This is a genomic window from Lonsdalea iberica (assembly GCF_002111585.1).
GTDB lineage: Bacteria > Pseudomonadota > Gammaproteobacteria > Enterobacterales > Enterobacteriaceae > Lonsdalea > Lonsdalea iberica.
Map to the genome: position 1 here is coordinate 16882 of NZ_LUTP01000019.1, position 23800 is coordinate 40681.

Consider the following 23800-nt stretch of genomic DNA (forward strand, 5'->3'; position numbering starts at 1 on the left):
TTTTTTTATCGTACGATGGCACTCTTTCCTGCACTTTGGAAGTGATATCGGTCGCCGTCATTGCGCACGGCTATGCCTCTGGGCAAAGCCCACCGCACCGACCATCCGTACGACGCTGAGCCTGAAGGGCAATCAGATGGTCGGCAATAGCCCGGATAACCCAAAATGCCGTCTGCCCGATTTCGCTATTCAAGTCAGGCGCCAGACCATTCCCCGAGGACTGCAAAAAGTCCGCTTCCAGTGAATCCACGAATACGTCGAAATCAAACAGGCCAGTCCGTGGTTGATCCTTCTGGCCTAATATCTGACGCATTCGCGACAACACCAGGTGGATCGCCTTATCGAACGCACGTTTTTCGGCGGGCGACAGCGAACCGCCCGGCGTGACCAGGTCACGCCAACGGGGGGAGACGTCGTGGGATAGAGAGGACGTTCCGCCATTCATCTCAGCTCACCTGTAATGCGGCCGAGGTCGGCACTTTAAATGGATTATTGACGTTACTCAGGCTGTTATTTTGGGCGGTGACGTTAAGCCCTTCGCTGTCGCTTTTAACAAAGGCAAACTTGCCGTTTTCCGCATCAACATGGCTGAGATTGAGATTCCAGTTTCCTTGCTGGCCACCGTTGGTTCTCACGAAGGTGCCGAAGTCTTGAACCTTAAAATTATCCACAATGAAGTGGGCGTCCGCATTCAATTGGAAGACTTTGTCGGAAGCGCCCTGCGCACTACTGTTGGTGATCGTGACATTGGCAGGATTGCCGGCGTTGTCCTTCACCGTTAACGCATCCTCGCCGACGTTGGTCCAGTGAACATTATCAATCGTGGCGTCGCCGTGCAGGTGAATGCCATCCGCGGCGTTATCGCCAAAAATGACGTTTTTCACTGAGCCGCCGTCTGCGACTTCAAACAGCGGTTTCTGTCCTTCCGTTTGGCTGCCGTTGCCTAACCTCGCCCCCGCGACATAGGTTTTCCCCTGGCCGTCGAAGGTTTCCCCGGCACCGACTTTGATCGGCTCGTTGACGACAACTGCATTGGCGTTATCGGCGGCAGGGAAACTGACGGCTGCGCTCTGACCGTTTGCGGACGGCGTTTCGTTAGAAGGCGCTGGGGAACTCGTCAATGGCGGGTGGCTGCCATCGGTTCCCAGCAGCGTTGTTCCTCCGAGGGACGAAGGCATTGTCTCCGTGAGCTTGGGCGACTCCACCGCGGAGCCTGACGTGCGATTGATCGGCTGCGAGCCGGGCACGGCGGATGCGCCGCTGCTGCTGGTGCCCCCCTCTTGTGGTTGGCCGAACGGAATCCTTTGGTTATCCATCAGCATAGCGATCAGTTGCAGCAGCGTTTGAGACAGTGGGTCGCTGCTAAGCTGCCCACCGCCATCCTGTGTCGGCGAAAGGCTGCCTTGCAGTGCGTGGCTTCCGGCATTCTGCAAAGTGTCGCGGCTCAGATCTTGTGGATGCGCTGCTGTGGAGATATTGCTCTGCTGCGTACTTTGCCCATTTTGCGGCATCAGCGTATCTAATAGCTGACCGAGCATCTCAAGCAGGTTTCGCTGATTTTGTCCGTCCTGGCCTCTGATATCGCCTGCGGCGGCACGGCGGTCATCCGCGGGGCGACCGCCCTCAGATCCCCCTGACTAGCCGCCTCAAGGGTCAGCAGCAGTGCCGCCAACAGTTTAGCCACGCTGTCGAGTGCCGTTTGATGTTCTGTGGTGCTGGCGTCGGTGTTCTGCCTTTCCGTTGACAGGTTTTGGGAAGTGACGCTGTCCAGACTGGCATTATTCATGCCGAAACCGGGCAGAGTAAGCGTGATGTTCAGGTCTGACATAGCGAGTGCCTCCGTAAGATGTGGTTGAGTGAAAAACAGGCTGTGACGAATTTTGAATCGACGGTTCGCCGTTATGTGGGTGGTTCAAATATTCGCCGGGTTCCCGTCCCTCCGGCACACGAATGAAAAGGCGCACGCGTCCATCCCCCGTTTTCATTTCCGAGCGGAACCTGATGCCTTTTCCTGACCACTTACTCGGCAATCACCTTTCATCAAGAACATCCCTGGGGGACGGCTATGTTGGGCAATATCAGACACATTCATCATAAGACGGTGGCGGAAGTCCATACGCCGCCCGTGTCCGGAGAGGGGCGCGCGGTCTCTCAAGGGCACGCCTCCGTTGCCGGACAGAAAGCGACGAGGTCGTTGGCGCAGGAAGGAATGCGCCTGACGGCGACCCCTCGCGTCAGCCAGCCCGAGGTGCCGTCTGCCTCGCTGGGCTCGCAGGTAGGGCGCTCTCCCAACCTCCGTGACATGAGAGACGCCATCGACCGTGCGATGCAGGACACTGCTGGATCTTCGTCGACGGGAGAAGCCCCGGTGAAAACCGTCACCACGTTACGGGAACTGCTGCAACGCTCTCCGTCGCGTGAGGCGGCATCCAGCGTGAATTCGTCCCGAACGGCCAGCATGCATAGCGCGGTGTCTCATTTCGATGGGGGGACGAGCACGAATGCCCATCACGCCTCCGCGGCGATGGGGCTGGGACTTTCCTTGGATAAAAAAGGCAAGGTTATCTTGGGCGACGATGTGCCGGCCCCGTTGAAAACGGTGCTGTCGCAAACGCTCGGTAAACACGATCTGCCGTTTGTGGCGCATCACAAGAATTCGAACGGCACCCACCATCTGTTGATGGATAAAATAGGGCGATTGTTCAGTCTTCATCACGGCAAACACGGGCTGGTCGGTGTGCACAGTAGCGCGCCCTCACGGAAAGATAGCGAATTACTGCACAGTAAGGCATCGGCAGGATATTCATTAAATTCGTCTGATACACGGGTGCATACCGAAGCGAAGCTCAACGGTAAATTGGTCGGTTCGCAGTCGCTGCCCAACCCTACCGGCGGGCTCCAGTCTCAACTGTCCGGAATTTTTCTGGACGATCATGACGAGGCGCTGCGACTCCACGACGGCAAGCTGTTCAGCCTGAGCCCCGAGGGCGTCTGGCAGCCCAAAGACGACCGCAAGCACGCGCAATTATCCCGGCAAGCCGACGGCAACCTGTATGCGGTGAAGGAAAGCCGCTCGTTGAGCAACCTGTCGACCGGCATGGAGTCGGCCGCATTCACAGATAAAATCACTTCGTTCTCCTCTAACCTTGACGGGCAGACAGTGGTGTTGACGACGCCGGACCACGGTGCGGGCCTGCTTTATTTGTTGCCGACGCTGAATGCGCCCAAGAGCGAGCACCGAGCGCTGCAATTGGCTTTGAACGGCACGAGCGCGTTGGCGCGCGGCAGCGAACAGGTGGATGCCAAAGCCGTAGGACTCGATCGGCAAAAGCTGTTGGTAGCCGATCGTGAGGGGCAGGTTTTTGTCGGGACGTTACCACAGGATGACGGTCATCGAGTCGAACTGACCCCCTTGCACAGTCCAGACCTGGAAGGGGCGTTGGGGAAAAGTCATCACACGGAGGGCTTTGTCAGCAACGGCGAAGGCCGTCTGCATGCGGTGATCAAGGACGCGCTGGGGCATAAACATCTGGCCGCGCCAGCGGCGGAAGGCGGCGGTTTCAAGCCGGGCTGGAACCTAAGCGATTCATTAGTGGTAGACCACAAAATGGGACTGCTGCACGTCGCTCCGCCGCCGTCGTCCGTCATGAATATGGGCCGCTTCGGCATGATGGCGCTGCATGAAGGCAAAGTACATTACGTGGACAGCGTGACCCGCAGTTGGACGCCGACGACGATTTCCGGCAATCAGCTTAAGCGCGGTTTGGATAACCAACCCTATCTCCTGCATGACGGTCAACTCAAAGCGCTGTCGATAAATCAGAAAGCGGACAGTGTCGTGCATGGTGACAGCAACATTTTCGCCCTGAGCCACGCGCGTAACGCGCCAAAATCCGGCGATGCGTTGCCGGGTCTGGGAAAAGACAGTGGCGCTGTCGCGGTTGCCGTGCTGAATGCCAATCGGTTCATCTCCGCTAATAAAGAGGGGGAAATCCAGTTGCATCAGGTCCGTCCCGGCACCCATCGTGAGTCGGTTCCCGCCATGGGGCTGCCGAAGGACGGGCTAACGGGCGAGATCCACGATCTGGCGCTGGATCGCGATAGCAACCTGTTCGCGCTTAACAAAGAGGGCGCCTTATTCACCTTGCCGCGCGAAGCCTGGCAAAACGACCGCGCGGAGTCCGGTGAAACGCGATGGCAACCGGTGGGAACGCCGCAGGGCGGCAAGGTTGACCGGCTGGATACCACGCCTGAGCATGACCTGCTGGCGCATCAAGGCGATCGTCATCTGCGTCTGAACCAAAGCGGCTGGACGGAGCATCGGCCAAACACCGACATCACCGCGCCTCAGCCCCGAGAGGCGGAGGCGGTTTACCAGCGCTTAGGCGGCGCGACCAAAGCCGTATCTATCCCTGGAACGGGATTAACGGCGAAGCTGGATACGCAGGTACTGGGGCAAATGGCGCAGGAAAACAAAAAGACCAGCAGCGGTTTTGTTGATCGCATGCGTGCGAATGTCATCAAGCTGCCGGCTGAGCTCGGCAAAAGCGTGGGCGATGGCATTCAGCATCACTTTAAAGGTCGTGCCGGGTTACATCCTCTCTATTCGGCTCATGCCTCGGTCTTTAAACGGCTAGAGGTGCTCAATACGCAACGTCAGCCAAGTCCGCAGGCAAACGGCCCCGACCTGAAAACCAAGTTGAGCCAGTTGAATCTGGGAGAGGCCGGCAAGCCGCTGATGGCGGCGCTGCATCAGTTCCATCAGGATCTGGAACGCAGCTCGGGTAACGCGGCGCTGTTGCTGGGTCAACATCAGGGGCTGATTAACGCCAAAGGCGAGATCAATCACCAGTTCACCCCGTCGGCGCTGAAGTCCGCCATTCAAGGCATGAATTCGCATCGTTCCGGGAAAAGTCTCAGCGACGCGTTAATGACGGCCACCCTGGCGCATCCCTCTTCGGCGGACAGCAAGGCGAGCGCGCTGTTGAAGCAGTTCGTCATGAAAAAGGTGGATATGAGCTACCAGAGCGACACGGTGGTTCAGGGGGCTCACCGCGACGTACATGATGAGATGGCGCTGACAAAGTCGCGGCTGGCTTTGGACACGCTGACTCTCGGCGATCTGCACGGCATCGTGGATAAGCTGGCGGGATTCTCCGGCGCATCGCCGACGAAAGCGGCGCTCAAGCCGATGGAGGCGGCGTTGACGCTGCTGCGAGATCATCAGTATGGCAATCACAACGTTAAGCGCGCCACGGACATGGGATTCAGCAGTTTTTCAGCGTTGGAGGCGGATTATGACGCGGTGAAAACCTTCATCCGCGCCTTCAGAGATGAACGCCATGCCGTCAGCGTGACCTCGCGCACGTCGCTGCAGGCGGAGGATCAGGGGCAGCTGCCCCAAAATGAAAGACACCGTGCTGTCGCTGAATGCCGGCGAAAGTATCAGCTTCAATCGAAACTATAACGCGGGCCTGAGCTCGGTCTATGTCATGCCGACGCAACTGGCCAAGATGACCATCAACCACATCCCGTCGCCGCTGATCGCCAGCGGCGGCATAACGGGCGAGCGGGGCTACAGCTTGAGCTTCAGCCGGGGTGACAACGGCATTGATGTCAGCTTTGGCCGTACCGGCGGCCTCAGCGCCAAGGCCGGTGTGATCGTCGGTCATGAACCCAAGGCGACGAAAGAAAATCTCATTCTGGATGATGACCACACGCTGACGTTCGATCTGAGGATGGGCGTCAGCGGCGCTGCCACCATTGGAGCGACCCGCCAAAACGGTCTCAGTTTCACGCTAAGCGAAAAAGAACTGCCGTCATTTATTGATGCGCTGACGCAGGGGGAGATCAATCCGCTGGATCTCATGAAAAAGGGCACGGAACATCAGGTTAAGCAGGGGCTTTCTGTGAGTTTCGATGTGGACGGCGCTTTCACGCTCGACGGACGCGCCGCGGTCAACATGACGGACAACGACAACACCACCTTTTCCACCACGACGCGAGCTTCACTGGGCGTCAGCGGCGGCGTCAACGTGTTGTCCGCCAGTCACGAACACAGCACGGTCCGGGGCGAACTGAATGAGAAAAACACCACCAGCAACAATCGAGTGCGATTCTTTAACCAAGCGTCCGTAGGCGCGAATGCCGCGCTCTGGGCAGGGATGGCGATGACGCAACCCGGCAAGGGGACGCTGCCGGCGGGATTCGGCACTGGCGCTTCGGCCACGCTGTCTGTCGATACCAAAACCAGCCACAGCATCTCTCTCAATGTCAAGGTGGCGGAGCCGCTACAGAAAAGCGATATCGAAGAACTGACCGCTTCGCTTGAGAAACACTTTGGCGATGTGGAAACCCAGCAGCTGCTAGGCGGCGTGAACACGCTGGATGATATCGACGAACAGCTGGCCATCATGAATCGGCACTTCGACGCTAAAACGCCGCAGAACGATGGGCAATACAGCGCAATGCAATCGCTCGGCAAAGCGGTTCGGCAGCAGTCAGCGGCGAAACATCAGGCGGTGACGCTATCGAGCGTCAGCCACTGCGCCAGCTACGGCAACTTGTCGAAGTTGGACAGTAATGGCGTGCTGCATGCGCTGCGCAAGCTGGTGAACGATAACTTGCCACCCACTAATGCCGAACGCATCCATGCTTTCATGAATGCCGACCCGGCGTTGAAAGCGGTCATGACCCATCTACAGTCGCTGCCCAACGCCTCCGCCAGCGTGAACCTGGAACCGAAGGACGCGGTGAAAGAGCAGGTGGAAAAAGGGATTCAGAACAACAGCCTGAGTAAACAAGCCATCGTCGACCTGTTCAAAGACAGCAACAATCTGCGTATTGGCTCGATCAGTTTTACCGAGACAGTGAAGAAGAAGGAGGGCTTCACGTTCCCGACGCCTATCGTCGGGGCGTCAAGCAGTGTGGACGTCAGTATGAGCAAGTCACTGGGAGAAATCCATTTCTCCTACGGACAGAATCAGGACACGCCGAGACATTTCAGTCTGGAAGGCGAAATCGCACGGGCTAATCCCACCCTGGCGACAGCGCTGAACAGCCTGCATCAGGAAGGCATTACGCTGGCAAAACTTTAATCCACGATGGCATATGGCTAAAGGAGCACCACAATGCATTCTCAACAACAACACGTCACCCGTTTACTGCAAGCGTTTGGTCGGGCCTCGCAAACCACGCTAAAACTTGAGAATGGGATTTGCGTGCTTAATGACGAAAATGGCGAAGAAGCGGCGGTCATTGACGTTCCGACGCACAGCGAACAACTTTTACTGCACTGCCGGATAGTCGCGCTGGACGGGCTGGAGGGGTTGGACCCAACGGCGATTTATCGCCTGATGATGCAGCTCAATTTTGAGATGGCGGCAATGCGCGGTTGCTGGCTGGCGCTGGATGAATTCAATCAGCTACGACTGTGCTTCCAGCACTCACTCAGTGCGCTGGATGAAAATCGCTTCAGCGCCATGCTTTCGGGATTCATCCAGCAGGTGAAAGAGACTCGGGACTTTATTATCTCATTGCTGAGGCAGATACAGGCGGCGTAACCGCGCGCGGCCGTCATGGTTTGATGTGGGAACGCGACGGTGGCGTGACGCCGCGTATTACGCCGTAGCTCACGCTACAGCGCCGTTATACCGCTTCGACGTCGATGTGAATGGCGTCATAGCGCCAGTATTCGTGGTCGCAATCGATGATCCGATCTGACTGGTCCCGGTTGATACGGGTGATAAATAGCGCGGGGCTGCCTGATGCAACGTTGAGTGCAGAAGCGGCCAGAGGTGGAACCGGCGTCGGCAACATCGTGAAACGCACCCGGCCATAGCTGACGCCATAGCGCGTTTCATAGATATCGGTCAGCGATTGCGTCAGGTCGGACGCCAGAATGTTCGGGAAAAAGGCGGGATTCAGGTAGTGCTCCACATACAGCACCGCGCGCGCGTCAATGCGACGCAGGCGGCGGATCTGGTAAACCTTCGCGCCGGCCGGCAGCGTCAGTTGCTGACTGATTTCGTCGCTAGCGGTGATCTCGCGAGCTTCCAGCACCTCTGTGGCGGCTCGGCGCCCCTGATGTTCGACCATGGCGTGAAAATGGCTGCGCTGCAAGGGGTTATAGACGATCCTCGGTGGCGAAATAAACCATCCTCGGCGCGGCTCCCGGTAAATCACTCCCTGAGACTCCAACTGCAGCAGCGCTTCCCGCAGGGTAATTCGGGTGGTGGAAAACTGTTCGCTCAACGTTCTTTCCGAGGCAAACGCGCCTCGTTTCGCCATGTTCCTTCATCAATTTGCGTCCGTAACGTCCGGCAGATCAGCGCCACGGTTGTCGAGGGGGGTTGCATGAGTTCATCAGCCTATTTTGGGGCACGCCGTGCACCACGGTGGGTGCAGCGCCATTTTTGGTCAGATCGCTATATTGCCACGCAGCCGCCAAAACGTCTCGCTCGTGCCGCGACGGGGAGGCGGGCGTATCGAAGGTTAATTTCCTGACCGTACACCCCGCAGGCGAGAGGGAGCGACTGACATACAAATTTCATCTTGAGGGCGTAGATTGGCGTGGATTTTGCTGGACTAGACCAGCGCTTATTCCTATCACCAGGAGCACTTACGATGAAAATTAAGGTTGCATCCCTCTTCACGACAGCCGTCGCGCTGTCGCTTTCATCCGCTCACGCGGCTGAAGTTTCCGTCGCCGGGCTAGAGCAAGCGGCGCGAGCAGAAGGACAGGTCAATAGCGTGGGTATGCCGGACAACTGGGCCAACTGGAAAGATACCTGGAAGGATCTGAATGAAAAGTATGGCCTGCGCCATACGGACACCGACATGAGTTCGGCGCAGGAGATCGCCAAGTTCGCCGCTGAAAAACAGAATGCTAGCGCGGATATCGGTGATGTCGGCGCGTCGTTTGGCCCCATTGCAATGCAAAAAGGCGTCACCCAGCCCTATAAGCCGACCACCTGGTCGCAGGTTCCCGACTGGGCCAAAGATAAAGACGGGCACTGGGCGTTGGCGTATACCGGCACTATCGCCTTCATCGTCAACAAGCAGCTGGTCAAAGACGTGCCTCACAGCTGGGCCGACCTGAAAAAAGGAAGTTACACTGTCACTATCGGAGACGTTAGCTCGGCGGCTCAGGCCACCAACGGTATCCTGGCGGCGGCCTATGCCATGGGCGGCGATGAGCACAACCTCAAACCGGGGCTGGATTTGTTCGCCGACCTGGCTAAGGCCGGTCGACTCGGGCTGACTAATCCGGTCATTGCCAATATTGAGAAAGGCGAAGTGCAGGTGGGGGTGGTTTGGGACTTCAACGGCCTTAACTACCGCGATCAAATCGATAAAGACCGCTTTGTCGTGCTGATCCCGTCGGACGGATCGGTGACGTCTGGCTATACCACAATAATCAACAAATATGCCCAGCATCCTAACGCCGCCAAGTTGGCGCGCGAATACATCTTCTCAGACGCCGGTCAGATCAATCTGGCGCGGGGCTACGCCCGCCCGATCCGCGCGGAGCATTTGTCGCTGCCGGATGAGGTGAAAAGCAAGCTGCTGCCGGCGGAACAATATCACTCAGCCCGTCCGATAGCCGATCCGGCCGCCTGGGAGAAAAGCGCGCGTCTGCTGCCGCGGCAGTGGCAGGAATCCGTCATGATCAACATGCAGCAGTAACCGGTCTGGGAGCGAACGACGTATGAAATGTATTCTGGTCGTGTTGGACGGTCTCAATTATCAGGTTGCCCGCGATGCCATGGGATATCTGCAGGCGCAGTGTGATGCGGGACGAGGCCGGCGCTATGCGTTGACCTGCGAACTGCCCTCTCTCTCACGACCGCTGTACGAGTGCATCCTGACCGGCGTCACGCCCGTCGAAAGCGGTATCATCCACAATGAGATTCAACGACTGTCGAATCAAATGAGCATTTTCCATTATGCCCGCAAAGCGGGGCTGGCCACCGCGGCGGCGGCTTACCATTGGGTGAGCGAGCTGTATAACCGAACGCCCTTTGACCCGCCGCGCGATCGGCATACCGCGGATACGCATCTGCCCATCCAGCACGGTCATTTTTACTATGAGGACGACTACCCGGATTCGCATCTGTTTATTGACGCCGAGAGCTTACGTCGAACATATCAGCCGGATTTTCTATTGGTGCATTCAATGAACATTGATGATGCGGGGCATCAATACGGCCTATCGTCGCCGCAGTACCGGAATCAGGCCCGAAGGGTGGACGGCTACCTCTCGCTGCGTTTGGCTGACTGGTTGTCGGCGGGGTATCAGGTGGTAGTGACGGCGGACCACGGTATGAACGACGACCGTAGTCACGGCGGCGTGCTGCCGGAGGAAAGAGCGGTGCCGTTATTTGTTTTCGGCGATGCGTTTTCTCTTGTCGATGCCTCGCCGCGTCAGACGGAACTGTGCGGAACGATCTGCGATGTCCTGGGGGTTCCGCATAATAAATCACGCTGTTCGGTACTGCTTACCGACGGCGTAGGAGCGAGCCGATGAAGAAAAAAGGGTTGGCGATGCTTTGCCTGCTGCCGTTCGCCGTTTGCTTTATCGCTTTTCAACTGGTGCCGCTAGGGTGGATCGCGGTCAACAGCTTCTACAGTGAAATTAACGCCCGCTGGGGTTGGGATAACTACCGGGACATTCTGACGTCGCCGTTCTATCTTCAGGCGATACGGTTTTCTCTGGATATCTCGTTCTACTCCAGCTTCTACGGTTTGTTGATCGCGCTCCTCGGCAGTTACTCGTTGAGTCAGCTTAGGGAGGGGCGACTGCATCGCTGCGTCATGGCGTTCACCAATATGACCAGCAATTTCGCCGGTGTGCCGCTGGCGTTCGCTTTCGTCATCCTGCTTGGGTTGAATGGCTGCCTGACGCTATTGCTGAGGCAACTGGGTTTCATGGAGACGTTCAATCTCTATTCCCGCTCCGGGCTCGTTATCCTTTACACCTATTTTCAGATCCCGCTTGGCGTCCTTCTGTTGTATCCCGCGTTCGACGGCCTGAAGGCGGAGTGGCGCGAGTCTGCGGCGCTGCTTGGCGCGGGGCGTTGTCGCTATTGGCGGTATATCGGTCTGCCCATCTTGATGCCGGCGCTGTTGGGCACTTTCGTGATCCTGATGGCGAATGCGCTGGGCGCGTATGCCACGGTGTATGCGCTGACCAACGGCAACTTCAACATCGTCCCCGTGCGGATCGCGGCGCTGGTCGCCGGGGATATCTCGCTGGATCCTAATCTCGGCAGTGCGCTGTCCATGCTGCTGGTGGTGTTGATGACGCTGATTACGGCGCTTCATCAGTGGCTGGTGCGTCACAGCTACCTGAATGCGAAACGTTAACTCATCACGGAGAATCGCTATGTCTTTCTCTGAACACGTCTACCACCGTTTCATGGTGGGGACGCTGTTGTTCGTGTTGGTGCTGCCGCTGGCGGCAACGCTGGTCTATGCCTTCGCCACCCAGTGGGCCGCCACCGTATTGCCAGAAGGTTTCACGCTGAAGTGGATGAAAAGTCTATGGCTCGATCCGCGCTTTCTGACGGCGTTGTGGCACTCCTTATTAATCTGCTGTGTTTCGCTGCTGCTGTCGCTGATATTGATTCTGCCGGCGATGTTCGTCATCGCCTATCAGTTTCCCCGTCTGGACGCGGTGATGAATATCCTGATTTTGCTCCCCTTTGCGGTGCCGCCCATTGTTTCTTCCGTGGGGCTGCTGCAGTTGTACTCTTCGGAACCGCTGATGCTGACCGGCACGCCGTGGATCCTTATCGGCTGCTATTTCACCATCGCGCTGCCGTTTATCTATCGGACAATCACCAACAATTTGCAGGCGATTAATCTGCGCGAGCTGATCGATGCCGCCCACCTGTTGGGCGCCAGTACCTGGCAGGCGGCATGGCGAGTGGTGCTGCCTAATTTGCGTAAGGGCGCTTTTATTGCCGTCCTGCTCTCTTTTTCCTTTTTAATCGGTGAGTTCGTCTTCGCCAATCTTCTGGTGGGAAGCCGCTATGAAACCTTGCAGGTCTACCTGTTCAACATGCGTAACGGCAGCGGACACTTCACCAGCGCGCTGGTGATCTCCTATTTCTTCGTCGTGCTGGTTGTGACGTGGCTGGCGAATTTGTTAAATAAAGATAAGGGGTAAACATGGCCTATCTGCACGTGACGCAACTGACTAAAAGTTTTGGGTCAACCTCTGTGTTCAACCGCATCGACTTCATGGCGGAAGAGGGCGAATTCGTGACGCTGCTGGGCCCGAGCGGCTGTGGGAAATCCACATTGTTACGCTGTATCGCCGGTCTCACCCCGGTCGATAGCGGACAGATCCTGCTACAAGGGCAGAATATCGTGCCGCTATCACCCCAAAAGCGCGGGATTGGCATGGTGTTTCAGAGTTACGCGTTATTCCCCAATATGACGGTGGAAGGCAATGTCGCTTTCGGATTGAAAATGCAAAAACTGTCGGGTGATGAAGTGCATCGCCGCGTGGCGGAGGTTCTGGCGCTAGTGGAACTCGAAACGTTCGCCCGGCGATATCCGCATCAGCTTTCCGGCGGTCAGTGTCAGCGCGTGGCGCTGGCGCGTTCGCTGGTGACGCGACCCCGGCTGCTGTTGCTTGACGAGCCGCTTTCCGCGCTGGACGCCCGGATCCGCCGCCACCTGCGGGAGCAAATTCGCACTATCCAGCGTGAGCTGAAGCTGACCGCGCTGTTTGTGACCCACGATCAGGAAGAGGCCTTGACGCTATCCGACCGCATCGTTCTGATGAATAAGGGCGAAATCGTGCAGAATGGTGACGCGGCGCGACTGTATACGCAGCCGGTTAATGCATTCGCGGCCGGCTTCATTGGCAACTACAATCTGTTAAGCGCGGAACAGGCGTTCCGTCTGACCGGCCAGACATTTACGCAGCAAGTGGCTATTCGCCCTGAGTCGATCTCGCTGACTCATCCGCAGCAGGGCGTGCCGGCGACGATCGTCAGCCATAGCCTGCTCGGCAACGTGATTCGCTATCGGGTGATGACGCAGGGCATCGAACTGCAGGTGGATACGCTCAACCGCTCGATGGAGCAGGCGTACGATCAAGGCGCTCAGGTGGGGTTAAGTCTCGATCTGGCGACTGTTCAGGAGGTGGCCTGACGCTATCTTTTTCGGACGGACCGAGAGTCTCACAAAAGCTTAACCAGAACTCGGTTAACCGCATCTGAGGGCGACGCCCCCCTGACTCAGGGCCGCCGCCGATGTTCTTCACTGGCTAAAGAGTGGCGGCGGAGAGGGGCAACTGGATAGTTTTTTCTGCCGCGCGCCCCATTTCCGCCACATCACTTGCGATAAGGAACGTTGATCGCTGACTGTTAAGGAGCTCTCTGTTTTGTTGATACTGCTGCATTTGTTGTCCGCCGTTTCGTTGCTGGTTTGGGGGACGCACATTGTCCGTACCGGCATCATGCGAGTGTATGGCGCAGAATTGCGTCGTATGCTCAGCAAGAATGTCAGCCACAAGCCGCTGGCCTTTATGGCTGGAATTGTGGTCACCGCGTTGGTGCAAAGCAGCAACGCCACCATGTTGCTGGTCACGTCGTTCGTTTCTCAGGGCTTGATTGCCTTGGCGCCTGGGCTGGTGATTATGCTGGGTGCGGACGTCGGCACCGCGCTCATGGTACGTATTCTGACCTTTGATCTTTCATGGCTCTCTCCGCTGCTGATATTCAGCGGCGTCTCACTGTTCCTGAGTCGTAAACAAGCGCGCATCGGACAGATGGGGCGAGTGCTAATCGGTCTCGGACTGATTCTGCTGGCGCTGGAGCTGATCGTGAATGCCGCCACGCCGATTACCCAGGCGGCCGGGGTGAAGGTGCTGTTTTCTTCGCTGACGGGCGACATCTTGCTGGATGCGCTGATCGGCGCCTTGTTCGCTATCGTCAGCTACTCCAGCCTGGCGGCCGTGTTGCTGACCGCGACGTTGACGGCGACCAGCGTGATTTCGTTGAAGGTCGCGCTCTGTCTGGTGGTCGGCGCCAATCTGGGCAGCGGCATGCTGGCGATGATCAACGCAAGTAAACAGAGCATCGATGGTCGCCGAGTCGCATTGGGTAGCCTGCTGTTCAAACTCGTCGGCTGCGTGGTGGTGCTGCCTTTCGTCGAGATGTTGGCGGTGGAAATGGAAAAATTGCCCGTCAGCACCGAGAACCTGGTCATCTATTTCCACGTGGTTTACAACCTGCTGCGTTGTTTGCTGATGTTGCCGGTAACGGGGCGCATGGCGGAGTGGTGCCAGTTGCTGCTCCGCGATAATCAAGAGCAAGACCCGCGTCTGCGTCCGCGTCATTTGGATCTCAGCGTGCTGGATACCCCGGCGCTAGCGCTGGCCAATGCCGCTCGGGAAACCTTAAGGATGGGGGACATCGTGGAAAATATGCTGATTCTCACCCACGAAATGATGCACGGCAATCATCTGCAGGAGAAAACCATCCGTCGTCTGGATGACGATGTGGACGTGCTTTACACCGGGATCAAACTCTATCTGGCGCGAATGGCCAAAGAGGATTTGGGTGAGAGCGACTCGCGCCGCTGGGCGGAGGTCATCGAAGTCACCATGAATTTGGAGCAGGCGGGCGATATCCTGGAAAAAATGGCCGGCGACATTCGCGCAAAGGCGCAGGCATCACGCCGGGCGTTTTCCGCCGAAGGGTTGGAAGAGCTGGATGCGCTCTATTCCCGACTGCTCGACAACCTACGGATGAGCCAGACCGTGTTTTTCAACAACGATCTCGCCAGCGCAAAACGTCTGCGTCGTTCCAAGCACCGCTTCCGTATCATGGATCGTCGTTTCGCTCACACGCACGTCGAGCGTCTGCGGCAGAAGAACGTGCAGAGTCTGGAAACCAGTTCGCTGCATTTAGGGCTGTTGGGCGATATGAAGCGTCTAAACTCGCTATTCTGTTCGGTGGCGTACAGCGTGCTGGAGCTTGAGGATCGGGACGATGGCGACCGTGACGTGACGGAAGCCAGCTAACGGCGTGCGCGCTGTCGAAAGCGTGATTGAGGGGGATACTCGTAAATCAGGGCTTCGCGAGAGTGTGCGAAGCCCAAAAGGTGAGTTTGCCGCAGGGCTAGTGGTGTGAACTGTCGTTGCAGCTACAGCCCCAATTTTTCAGCTTAGTGGTTTTCCCGATACCGGGATTGAGGGTATTGGTCGGATCATTCTGCTGATAAAACGCCTTAAGCTGTGGTTTGGCCTGATATAAATGGCCGACGTTGTGCTCTGCAGGGTATTCCGCGCCTCGCTTGTCGAGGAGTTCCAGCATCTGTTCTTTCAGCTTATGGGTATCGACGCCTTTTTTCACGATGTAATCCTGATGGAAAACGTGGCACATAAAGTGTCCGTAATAGAGGCGATGCACTAGCTGATTGCTGATTTCCGGCGGCAGGTGCTCAAACCACTCCCGATCGTTACGACGCAGCGCGATATCCAGCGGCAGAATGTTCTCCACCTCGCGGCTATGCACCGCGTGATAACGAATAGCGGCTCCGGCGGCGGCGAACCGATGCAAGAACGCTTTATTGCCTTCTTCTGGCGTACAAGCGAAAAATTCGCCGTCCGCCTCGCGGAAATAGCTTTCCAACCAGCGATGCGCCTCGTCGATCCCATCTCCCGCCATTTTCAGCATCAGGTGATGCTCGTAGCGGTCACGATAGGCCCGCATCCGCTCAGGTAACTGAGAGGGCAGCAAACGACTAAGTAGCTGCATGGTGCGATCCACAAGGTGCGACGGGAGGAAGGGGATTTTATCGAAAATGGCGTCCATTCGTCCTTTGAGGTTAAAGAACATAGGCATTTTGTCGGTGCCTAGCTTGTCGATCATGACGAAAGTATCTTTGCCGTAGACCTCAGCGATATTGAACATGTCGCGGTGGAGATATTCTCCCGCGACCGGCAAATGAGTGAAATTCGCCAGAATATGGCGACGAAGCTCGGTCAGCACCTGAGGCTGATTCGTGCCGATGTAGAAGACCTGCTGAGACTTTTGCGCCGGAAATGTATCCAGTCTAACGGCAAAGACGGCCAGCTTTCCGGCGCAGCCTGCGGCTTCAAATAGGCGACGTTCGTCGGCATTGAAGCGGGAGGGGGTATCGGCATCCACGTCACGGACACGGTCGGCGTACTCGTGGTCGGACGCCTGTCGCTCATCATTGACCACGTCCGCCTCGGTATACTGACGTTGTTCAAGACGGATCAGAATCTGCTCCGGCGTCTCGCCCAAATCAATCCCCAGATGATTGACCAGCTCTACCTGGCCTTGATCGTTCACTCGGCCGTACAGCGCCATTTCCGTATAGGCGGGACCGCGATGCACCAGCGAACCTCCGGAGTTATTGCAGATCCCCCCAATGACCGATGCGCCGATACAAGATGAGCCAATCACCGAGTGCGGTTCGCGACCTAATGGCTTTAGCACGCGCTCCAAATGCCATAGCGTACTGCCGGGCAGTGCGACGATTTGTCGCCCCTGATCCAACAGTTGCACCTTATCCAGTCGGAGGGTGTTGATGATAACGATTTCACGGTCATAGCCGTCGCCGCTAGGAGTAGAACCTTCGGTCAGACCGGTATTAGCGGCCTGCATAATCACAATGCGATCGGCTTCCACGCAGGCCTTGAATACTTTCCATTGTTCCAGTAGCGACCCCGGAAAGACAACGGCAAGCGCCTCTCCTTGACCGGAGCGGAAACCTTTTCGATAGCGTTCAGTTTTGTGCGTGTCCGTGAGGATATGAGATTTACCGACGATATGGGTGAGGGTGTCTATGAGTTCCTGGGCGTTTCCACTCAGCGTGGTTGAAGTTGCATGATCCTGCATGAGAGTCCGTCCTGTTAATTAATCTTATGATTTCTATAAAAGGATAGTGCTTATTCAGATTTTTGCGCGTATCCCCGGAATGCTCGGTGAGCTATTGTAACGGCCGTTCACTTGGAGGCCGGAAAGCGTTTTTTAACCGCCCCCGAACGTGAATAACATGTTAATGGATAAGTTAAATTCATCTAATTATCACCACAAAAAGGGCGTGCTTCGATGGCATACTGGATGACTGCGATTGAGCGTGTGGAAAGAGCGTGAAGGTGGTGAAACTGGCAGGCAAACTGTGTAAACGTTTTCTTATCTGTGCCTGTCACCGGTCATAGCAAAAGTTCAATGTTTACTCCGTTGTGCCGATAAGACAAAAACCCCAGGCCAGCGTTTATGTTTCCCGCCATTTCTGGTTTTCCTGTTGAAAGCCCCTGACATGAGTCGGTGACCGGCCAGGACGGCGGCGTAATATCCATTCGTGTACCCATGCAGTCAACCTGGTGCCTAGGGCTGCTTAAATCGAGATTGCTGCAGATGGACTTATCGATAAAGGAACGATAACCCGTCTGTATGGAGGAAATAACAATGAAGATGGAAGGTCCGGGCGCTGATTACTATCACATATTGCTCCCCGCTTTGGAGCAGACGATGTTAGCTGTCGTCCTCATTGATGAATGCGACCGCGTCCTGTTTTTTAATGCGGCCGCAGAAAGGCTGTGGGGGTACGCTCGCGACGACGTGCTGGGACAACATATACGCCTGCTGTTGCCCAAGGCTATGCGGGAAGTGTATGGCCGCTATATCCGCAGGATTCGGCAGCCAAACTTACCCCGACCAGAAGCGATGAGTCGCGATATCCTTATGGAAAAGCGGGATGGACAACAGCTTTGGGCGAAGTTTTTCCTGTCTAAGGTCGATGTCGGAGGACGCATCCATTTCATGGCGATCGCCCGTGACGTCACGGATGAAGTCGCCCGTCGGGAAGAGACCCGACTGCTGCTGCTGGCGATCAACAATACCGACCGCGTTGTTTGCGTGTTGGATGCGGCTCGACGAATTGTTCAAATCAATCGTGCTTTTACTTCGCTGTTCGGTTATACGGCCGAAGAGTCCATTGGCAAAGGTCCGAGCGAACTGCTGGCTAGCCCCCGCACAGACAAATCGTTATTAGACACCTTACGCACTAAAACTCAGGACTGGCTCGGCGTCCACGGCGACATTCTGACGCTGACCAAAGACGGTCGAGACGTCTGGGTGCGCTTTTCCGTTAATCCCATCTTCGACGAGAGAAATAACGAGCAGATCAAAAATTATGTGGTCGTGCTGTCGGATGTGACCGAGGAGCGGCTGATCCAGGATTTAGAGCGAGATGCGCTGGAAGCGCTGACCAGCAGCCTGTCGTTCAGCGAGCTCGGCAATTTCCTGTGTCGTCGCATAGAAGCGATTGTTCCCAATGTTTTGGTCTCCGTCTGTCGGGTTGAGGACAACAAGCTTCGTCCCTGGGCCGCGCCCAGTTTTCACGACTCTTACGGCCCTGACTGGGAAGGCGTAGAGATAGGCGAAGGCGTTGCGGGCTGCGGAACGGCCGCGTTCAGAGGCGAGTCGGTGATGGTGGATGACATCGAAACCAATCCACTTTGGGCGCCTTATAAGCATCAAATATTACCGCATGGTCTGCGGGCCTGCTGGACCTATCCTATCAAACAGCGCGATGGTCGGGTTTTGGGCACCTTCGCCTTCTATTTTCGGCAGGGTTTGAAACCGAACACTTTTCTTGAACATATCGCCGACGCGAGCATCCATCTGTGTACTCTAGCGATTGAACGAGAAGACAATCGTCGGCAGATGGCGAGAGTCGTTAGATTCGATGCGCTTACCGGATTACCCAATCGCAGCTATATGCATTGCCATGTGGATGATCTGCTCGCCTCCTCCAGCCAGAAGATCGGTTTTTTTAATCTCGATCTGGACCATTTCAAAGATGTTAACGACATGTTTGGACACGCGGCGGGCGATCAGGTGCTGGTGGCGATGGCGAACCGATTGCAGTCGTGGATACGTTCTGATGAGTTCATCAGTCGCACCGAGACCGATCAGTTCGTCATTGTCATTCCAAATTTTGATGTTTCGCGGGCATCTACGCTGGCAAGTCAGGTTCTCAGCATTGTACGAGAGCCAATCAAAATCAGCGGCCATCGGTTGAGCTTGTCAGCCAGTCTCGGTATTAGCCTGTACCCTGAAGGCGGCACCACGCGGGAAGTGCTGCTAACGAATGCCATGAACGCCATGTACAAGGCCAAGAAGTCTGGCGGCAACGTATTTCGATTCTTCAGCGCCGAAATGAATGTACTGGCGCGTGAGAGACTGTTGCTCGGCGCCGCCCTCAAGTCTGCCGTGGCGCATCGGCAACTCCATCTGCACTATCAACCTCAGGTATGTGCACGGAGCGGAAAACTGTTTGGCGTCGAGGCGTTGGCTCGCTGGCATCACCCCGAATTCGGCGATGTGCCGCCCGACCGGTTTATCCGTCTGGCGGAGGATATCGGCGAGATTGACGGTATCGGACGCTGGGCGTTAGAAGAGGCCTGCCGGCAAATGGCCGCGTGGCGGGCGGAAGGCATTTATGTGCCGGTAGTGTCGGTGAACCTCTCGTCATATAACTTCAATCATCCGGATCTTCCGGCGTATGTGGCTCGCCAGCTCCAGACTTACGGACTCGCGGGGTCGAACCTGACCATTGAGATCACTGAAAGCCTGATGATGGCGCTAACGGATGAAACGCTCGATATTCTCAATCGCATACGCGCATTGGGCGTCGGACTGTCGGTGGATGACTTTGGCACCGGCTTCTCCAGCCTGTCCAGCCTCGCCAACCTTCCGGTCACGGAAGTCAAAATCGATCGCAGTTTCATCGACCAGTGCGGCAAGGAAAACCGGCTGCGTTCGGTGGTGCATGCCGTCATTGGGATTGGACGCAGCCTGGATTTGATGGTGGTGGCGGAAGGGGTGGAAACGGACGATCAGCGCAACCTATTAATTGCGCTGGAATGCCCGGTGGTTCAAGGCTATTTGTTCTCGAAACCGCTACCGCCGAACGGCTTGAACCAATGGATGGCATCTTCTAGTCCGGTCAAGCAGCATTGAATGCCGGATCTCAGCGGCGGAAATCGACGTCTGGGGTGAATATAGGGGTGTTTGCTTACTGACTATGACATGCAAACCCCGGTCACAAATAAATCGAAACGACCATCCGGTTTGGCCGGGTGTTCGTTTTTTGAGGTTATAAAGCTTCCCCTTCAGCCATCATGAGCGCCAGATCGACCAGCCGACGTCAGGGACGATGATGAGGACTTCTTTCGTGTCCTAAAAAGCACACCCTCCACAAGTCAACCATTCATACTTTGTGCATTAAATACTCTATAAATTTTGATTGTGGTTTTAAAATAGAAGACTGGTAAAAATTCAATTTAAGCATACCTACGATCATAGCTGTCACTTAAAAATAATTCTTCCAACGTGCTGATAATGCTTCACAATACTTAATTGGATGTTTAGGATTCATTTGCATTACATTTGTTCAATGGGGAGTATTATGAAAAAAACAGGAATGGCGATCGTAATTGCACTAGTTCTTGCAGGGTGTGATAAGCCGAAAATCGATACATCGAGTGAAGCGACGGCAAAAACATCGGTTAAAGAAGTGCGGGAATCTTTACCCGAAAACAAACGCGCAGCTTACGATGATGCACTAGAAGTCGTTGCTCTCAGCAATGTGAGCATGCGGGATTTGATGAAAGCCAAAATGGCTAACGATATGTCCATGGTTCAAGAAAAGATGATGAGTAACTTGTCAGGTAAGACAGGCGAAGAAATACTCTCGTACGCGGATAAAATCAGAAAGGAAAAAGCTGAGAAAAAGAAAGAACAGGCGATTCAAGAAATTTTGGAGCTGGAGGAAAAGCAAAAAAAAGCTGAATTAAATCTCGAGAAAAAGAAAGAATTCGTTATTTCTCGTTCACGCTTTTATTTTAAGAAAACAGAATATGGCAAAGATCAGCCAATTATTGAATTAACTGTGGAAAATAAGACAGGTAAAGCTATTTCTCGGGCTAAATTTAAAGGCGACATCACTAGCCCTGGCAGGCAGGTGCCTTGGTTCACGGATACCTTTATAAGTACTATTCCCGGTGGTTTAGAGCCAGGTGAAAAGGCTGATTTAACCCTGCCACAAAACCCTTACTTGAAGTGGGGAGATGTCGAATTACCTTCGGATGCCGTATTTACAGCTACTGTTGTTAGTATTAATGACGCTCAGGGAAAACCAATGCTTGACGATGACGATTTTTCTGATGAAGATGCTGACCGCCTTGCCACTTTAAAAGCTAAATATTCTGACAATAATAAATAATAGAGTTCCGGTGACTTACCCGTAGGTAATTCACCGGAAAATTAGAAAATTTTGCAGGTATTAGCGAACTGACGGTAGTGCAAAATATGGCGAAGGATGATGTTGCAGCGAAACTTATTATCCTGCAGTTTAAAACTGCATATGGGAGCCATTCGCTACTACTTAGCGCATATGCACGGTTGTGAAACTCAATGTGCGGATAGATCACGTACAGAACGCCATCCAGCCTGAGCGTTACAGACCTAATGGGGTTTGTGAAAGGACGAACCGCGATAAGGCTGTTCGCAAAATTTCCCTATCTGAGAAAGAAAAAAATCGTGGGGAAACCACTTCTGGCAAAGAGGATATTTTGTGAACTCGGTAAGAGCGAGCGAAGCGATTATTCGCAGATATGTCAGGTATCAAGAAAAAGTAGTAAAAGAGGAAGCGGAAAGACAAATACAACTGGGGTTGGAGAAATAGTGTTCAAGCCCCCTAAAAGGGGGGAACCGTGTCAAAGCCGCCTTCACAGAAGGCGGCTTTTTGTGGCCGGCATGAGGTGAGCTGAAACCTCATAAGACAACAAATTTTATTTAGACGTTAAACAAGAAGTTCATGATGTCGCCGTCTTTCACGATGTACTCTTTACCTTCTGAACGCATTTTGCCGGCTTCTTTAGCGCCTTGCTCACCTTTGTAGGTGATGAAGTCTTCATAAGCGATAGTCTGGGCACGGATGAAGCCTTTTTCGAAGTCGGTATGGATTTTACCGGCGGCCTGTGGGGCAGTGGCGCCGACAGGGATGGTCCATGCGCGTACTTCTTTTACGCCAGCGGTGAAGTAGGTTTGTAAGTTCAGCAGCTCGTAGCCTGCGCGAATCACGCGGTTCAGGCCCGGTTCTTCCAGTCCCAGCTCCGCCATGAACTCGTCGCGTTCTTCATCATCCAGCTCGGCGATATCCGCTTCAACGGCGGCACAAACGGCAACGACGACAGAGCCTTCTTTCGCGGCGATTTCACGCACTTGATCCAGGTATGGGTTGTTTTCGAACCCGTCTTCATTGACGTTGGCGATGTACATCGTCGGTTTCAACGTCAGGAAGCTCAGATAACGGATCGCGGCTTTTTCTTCGTCGCTCAGGTCAATCGCGCGCAGCATACCGGCGTTTTCCAGCTGTGGCAGGCATTTTTCCAGTGCTGCCAGCTCAGCTTTAGCGTCTTTATCGCCGCCTTTAGCTTTTTTCTGGATGCGGTGGATAGCGCGTTCGCAGGTGTCCAGGTCGGACAACGCCAGTTCGGTATTGATGACGTCGATGTCATCAGCCGGATCGACTTTGTTGTTCACGTGGATGATGTTGTCGTTTTCAAAACAACGAACAACATGGCCGATCGCTTCAGTTTCACGAATATTGGTCAGGAACTGGTTGCCCAGACCTTCGCCCTTAGAGGCGCCTTTAACCAGACCGGCAATATCCACGAATTCCATCGTGGTAGGCAGCGTACGCTGCGGTTTGACGATCTCCGCCAGTTTGTCCAGACGCGGATCCGGCATCGGTACTACGCCGGTGTTCGGTTCGATGGTACAAAACGGGAAGTTGGCCGCATCAATACCTGCTTTAGTCAACGCGTTGAAGAGGGTGGATTTACCCACATTAGGCAGCCCAACAATACCGCATTTGAATCCCATGTTTATATCACCTTAAATAACTTGTTAATCAAACTGTTAACGCAACAGCCCGTTTGAATATGAAAATGACGCCCAATTATACACACATGCAGGAGCGTTATGCGATTGACCCTGTCAAACCTTATGACGCCTTGAAGGCATGCAGCCGATTCATGGCCTTGACCATGCCTTCGCCCAGCATTATTTCGGTGCAGCGTAGCGCTTCATCAATGGACTGATCGATGAGGGTTTGTTCACTGACAGGCGGTTTGCCCAGAACGAAACCGACCACTTTGTTTCTGTCGCCCGGATGGCCGATGCCGATACGCAGTCGGTGGAAGTTCGGGTTATTCCCCAGCTTGCTGATGATATCTTTCAACCCATTGTGGCCTCCGTGGCCGCCGCCCAGTTTTAATTTGGCGACGCCGGGCAACAGGTCTAGTTCGTCGTGTGCGACCAGAATTTCATCAGATTGGATGCGGTAAAAGGTCGCCATTGCCGCCACAGCCTTGCCGCTGAGATTCATAAAGGTGGTCGGCACCAGCAATCGAACATCCTGACCAGCAAGTGTCAGGCGTGATGTGTAGCCGAAAAATTTGCTTTCTTCTTTAAGCGGCTGGCGGTGGGATTCAGCCAAACGGTCTATATACCAGGCGCCTGCGTTGTGGCGGGTAGCCGCATATTCAGCACCCGGATTCGCCAGCCCCACAATCAGTTTGATACTGCTCACGATACTTTTCCAGATAGGGCGTTACGCCAGTAACGCTGATGTCAGAGACAAATAACAGGCTCGCTAGTTTACACGCAGGGAGAGGGGATCACCAATATCACGCCGGCCGCGGGAGGCATAAAGCCGCCGTTTCATCGGACTA

At 55.1% G+C, this 23800-nt stretch carries 15 protein-coding genes and 3 pseudogenes; 11 read left to right on the forward strand and 7 right to left on the reverse strand.

Annotated elements, in window-relative coordinates; genetic code table 11:
- Positions 1 to 70: 70 nt before the first annotated feature.
- From AU511_RS09200 to AU511_RS09210, 3 genes are read right to left on the reverse strand one after another with little or no spacing between them, the layout of a single operon-like run.
- Entirely contained in the window at positions 71 to 445 is a 375-nt protein-coding gene (locus AU511_RS09200; RefSeq protein WP_094109470.1) for a C2 domain-containing protein, read from the reverse strand.
- Position 446: 1 nt separating this feature from the next.
- Positions 447 to 1538 carry a pectate lyase gene (locus AU511_RS09205; RefSeq protein WP_094109471.1) on the reverse strand — a complete coding sequence of 364 codons (1092 nt, stop codon included), beginning with the start codon at positions 1536 to 1538 and terminating at the stop codon, positions 447 to 449.
- On the reverse strand, positions 1520 to 1828 hold the full coding sequence (locus AU511_RS09210) for a hypothetical protein (RefSeq protein WP_094109472.1): 309 nt from the start codon (positions 1826 to 1828) through the stop codon (positions 1520 to 1522). The genes AU511_RS09205 and AU511_RS09210 overlap by 19 nt, the downstream gene beginning before the upstream one ends.
- 696 nt (positions 1829 to 2524) lie before the next feature.
- On the opposite strand from AU511_RS09210, the pseudogene AU511_RS17930 reads away from it, so the two are divergent.
- Together AU511_RS17930 and AU511_RS09225 are read left to right on the forward strand one after the other, a co-directional pair.
- Positions 2525 to 7097, forward strand: a pseudogene (locus AU511_RS17930) (AvrE-family type 3 secretion system effector).
- Between the two features lie 33 nt (positions 7098 to 7130).
- Complete coding sequence (locus tag AU511_RS09225) at positions 7131 to 7562, forward strand: type III secretion system chaperone (RefSeq protein ID WP_094109475.1); 432 nt, start codon at positions 7131 to 7133, stop codon at positions 7560 to 7562.
- Between the two features lie 85 nt (positions 7563 to 7647).
- On the opposite strand, the pseudogene AU511_RS09230 reads toward AU511_RS09225, so the two are convergent.
- A pseudogene (locus AU511_RS09230) lies at positions 7648 to 8357 on the reverse strand (UTRA domain-containing protein).
- Positions 8358 to 8625: 268 nt separating this feature from the next.
- Here AU511_RS09230 and AU511_RS09235 point away from each other — a divergent pair.
- The 6 genes from AU511_RS09235 to AU511_RS09260 all read left to right on the forward strand — a co-directional run bounded on the left by AU511_RS09235 (position 8626) and on the right by AU511_RS09260 (position 15043).
- Entirely contained in the window at positions 8626 to 9687 is a 1062-nt protein-coding gene (locus tag AU511_RS09235; RefSeq protein WP_094109476.1) for an extracellular solute-binding protein, read from the forward strand.
- A 22-nt stretch (positions 9688 to 9709) separates the two neighbouring features.
- Positions 9710 to 10528: an alkaline phosphatase family protein gene (locus AU511_RS09240; RefSeq protein ID WP_094109477.1), complete on the forward strand. Its 819-nt coding sequence runs from the start codon at positions 9710 to 9712 to the stop codon at positions 10526 to 10528.
- On the forward strand, positions 10525 to 11367 hold the full coding sequence (locus tag AU511_RS09245) for an ABC transporter permease (protein WP_094100506.1): 843 nt from the start codon (positions 10525 to 10527) through the stop codon (positions 11365 to 11367). Before AU511_RS09240 ends, AU511_RS09245 begins: the two co-directional genes overlap by 4 nt.
- Positions 11368 to 11386: 19 nt before the next feature.
- Positions 11387 to 12172, forward strand: coding sequence for an ABC transporter permease (locus AU511_RS09250; RefSeq protein ID WP_094109478.1), 786 nt, complete (start codon positions 11387 to 11389; stop codon positions 12170 to 12172).
- 2 nt (positions 12173 to 12174) lie between these two features.
- Positions 12175 to 13167 (forward strand): ABC transporter ATP-binding protein, encoded by a 993-nt coding sequence (locus AU511_RS09255; RefSeq protein ID WP_094109479.1) that lies wholly within the window; start codon positions 12175 to 12177, stop codon positions 13165 to 13167.
- 232 nt (positions 13168 to 13399) lie between these two features.
- On the forward strand, positions 13400 to 15043 hold the full coding sequence (locus AU511_RS09260) for a Na/Pi cotransporter family protein (protein WP_094109480.1): 1644 nt from the start codon (positions 13400 to 13402) through the stop codon (positions 15041 to 15043).
- Between the two features lie 97 nt (positions 15044 to 15140).
- Here the strand turns inward: AU511_RS09260 and dld are convergent, their stop codons facing one another.
- The gene (gene dld / locus AU511_RS09265) at positions 15141 to 16889 is read right to left on the reverse strand and encodes a D-lactate dehydrogenase (protein WP_094109481.1); all 1749 of its coding nucleotides are present in this window, start codon (positions 16887 to 16889) and stop codon (positions 15141 to 15143) included.
- Between the two features lie 573 nt (positions 16890 to 17462).
- Between dld and dosP the strand changes: the two genes are divergently transcribed.
- The 3 genes and pseudogenes from dosP to tnpA form a co-directional block, all read left to right on the forward strand.
- Entirely contained in the window at positions 17463 to 20021 is a 2559-nt protein-coding gene (gene dosP / locus AU511_RS09270; protein ID WP_094109482.1) for an oxygen-sensing cyclic-di-GMP phosphodiesterase DosP, read from the forward strand.
- Between the two features lie 448 nt (positions 20022 to 20469).
- Positions 20470 to 21285: a DUF6694 family lipoprotein gene (locus tag AU511_RS09275; protein WP_094109483.1), complete on the forward strand. Its 816-nt coding sequence runs from the start codon at positions 20470 to 20472 to the stop codon at positions 21283 to 21285.
- A 172-nt stretch (positions 21286 to 21457) separates the two neighbouring features.
- Positions 21458 to 21747, forward strand: a pseudogene (gene tnpA / locus AU511_RS09280) (IS200/IS605 family transposase); the annotation flags it as partial.
- Between the two features lie 110 nt (positions 21748 to 21857).
- On the opposite strand, the gene ychF reads toward tnpA, so the two are convergent.
- Together ychF and pth are read right to left on the reverse strand one after the other, a co-directional pair.
- The gene (gene ychF, locus AU511_RS09285) at positions 21858 to 22949 is read right to left on the reverse strand and encodes a redox-regulated ATPase YchF (protein WP_094100499.1); all 1092 of its coding nucleotides are present in this window, start codon (positions 22947 to 22949) and stop codon (positions 21858 to 21860) included.
- A 121-nt stretch (positions 22950 to 23070) separates the two neighbouring features.
- A complete protein-coding gene (gene pth, locus AU511_RS09290; RefSeq protein ID WP_094109484.1) occupies positions 23071 to 23658 on the reverse strand; it encodes an aminoacyl-tRNA hydrolase in 588 nt (195 codons plus the stop codon).
- Between the last annotated feature and the right edge of the window lie 142 nt (positions 23659 to 23800).

Bases quoted from the DNA above. Each gene is read 5' to 3' on its own strand.
- AU511_RS09200 (WP_094109470.1), bottom strand. From the start codon at position 445: ATGAATGGCGGAACGTCCTCTCTATCCCACGACGTCTCCCCCCGTTGG.
- AU511_RS09205 (WP_094109471.1), bottom strand. From the start codon at position 1,538: ATGCTCGGTCAGCTATTAGATACGCTGATGCCGCAAAATGGGCAAAGT.
- AU511_RS09210 (WP_094109472.1), bottom strand. From the start codon at position 1,828: ATGTCAGACCTGAACATCACGCTTACTCTGCCCGGTTTCGGCATGAAT.
- AU511_RS09225 (WP_094109475.1), top strand. From the start codon at position 7,131: ATGCATTCTCAACAACAACACGTCACCCGTTTACTGCAAGCGTTTGGT.
- AU511_RS09235 (WP_094109476.1), top strand. From the start codon at position 8,626: ATGAAAATTAAGGTTGCATCCCTCTTCACGACAGCCGTCGCGCTGTCG.
- AU511_RS09240 (WP_094109477.1), top strand. From the start codon at position 9,710: ATGAAATGTATTCTGGTCGTGTTGGACGGTCTCAATTATCAGGTTGCC.
- AU511_RS09245 (WP_094100506.1), top strand. From the start codon at position 10,525: ATGAAGAAAAAAGGGTTGGCGATGCTTTGCCTGCTGCCGTTCGCCGTT.
- AU511_RS09250 (WP_094109478.1), top strand. From the start codon at position 11,387: ATGTCTTTCTCTGAACACGTCTACCACCGTTTCATGGTGGGGACGCTG.
- AU511_RS09255 (WP_094109479.1), top strand. From the start codon at position 12,175: ATGGCCTATCTGCACGTGACGCAACTGACTAAAAGTTTTGGGTCAACC.
- dld (WP_094109481.1), bottom strand. From the start codon at position 16,889: ATGCAGGATCATGCAACTTCAACCACGCTGAGTGGAAACGCCCAGGAA.
- dosP (WP_094109482.1), top strand. From the start codon at position 17,463: ATGAAGATGGAAGGTCCGGGCGCTGATTACTATCACATATTGCTCCCC.
- AU511_RS09275 (WP_094109483.1), top strand. From the start codon at position 20,470: ATGAAAAAAACAGGAATGGCGATCGTAATTGCACTAGTTCTTGCAGGG.
- ychF (WP_094100499.1), bottom strand. From the start codon at position 22,949: ATGGGATTCAAATGCGGTATTGTTGGGCTGCCTAATGTGGGTAAATCC.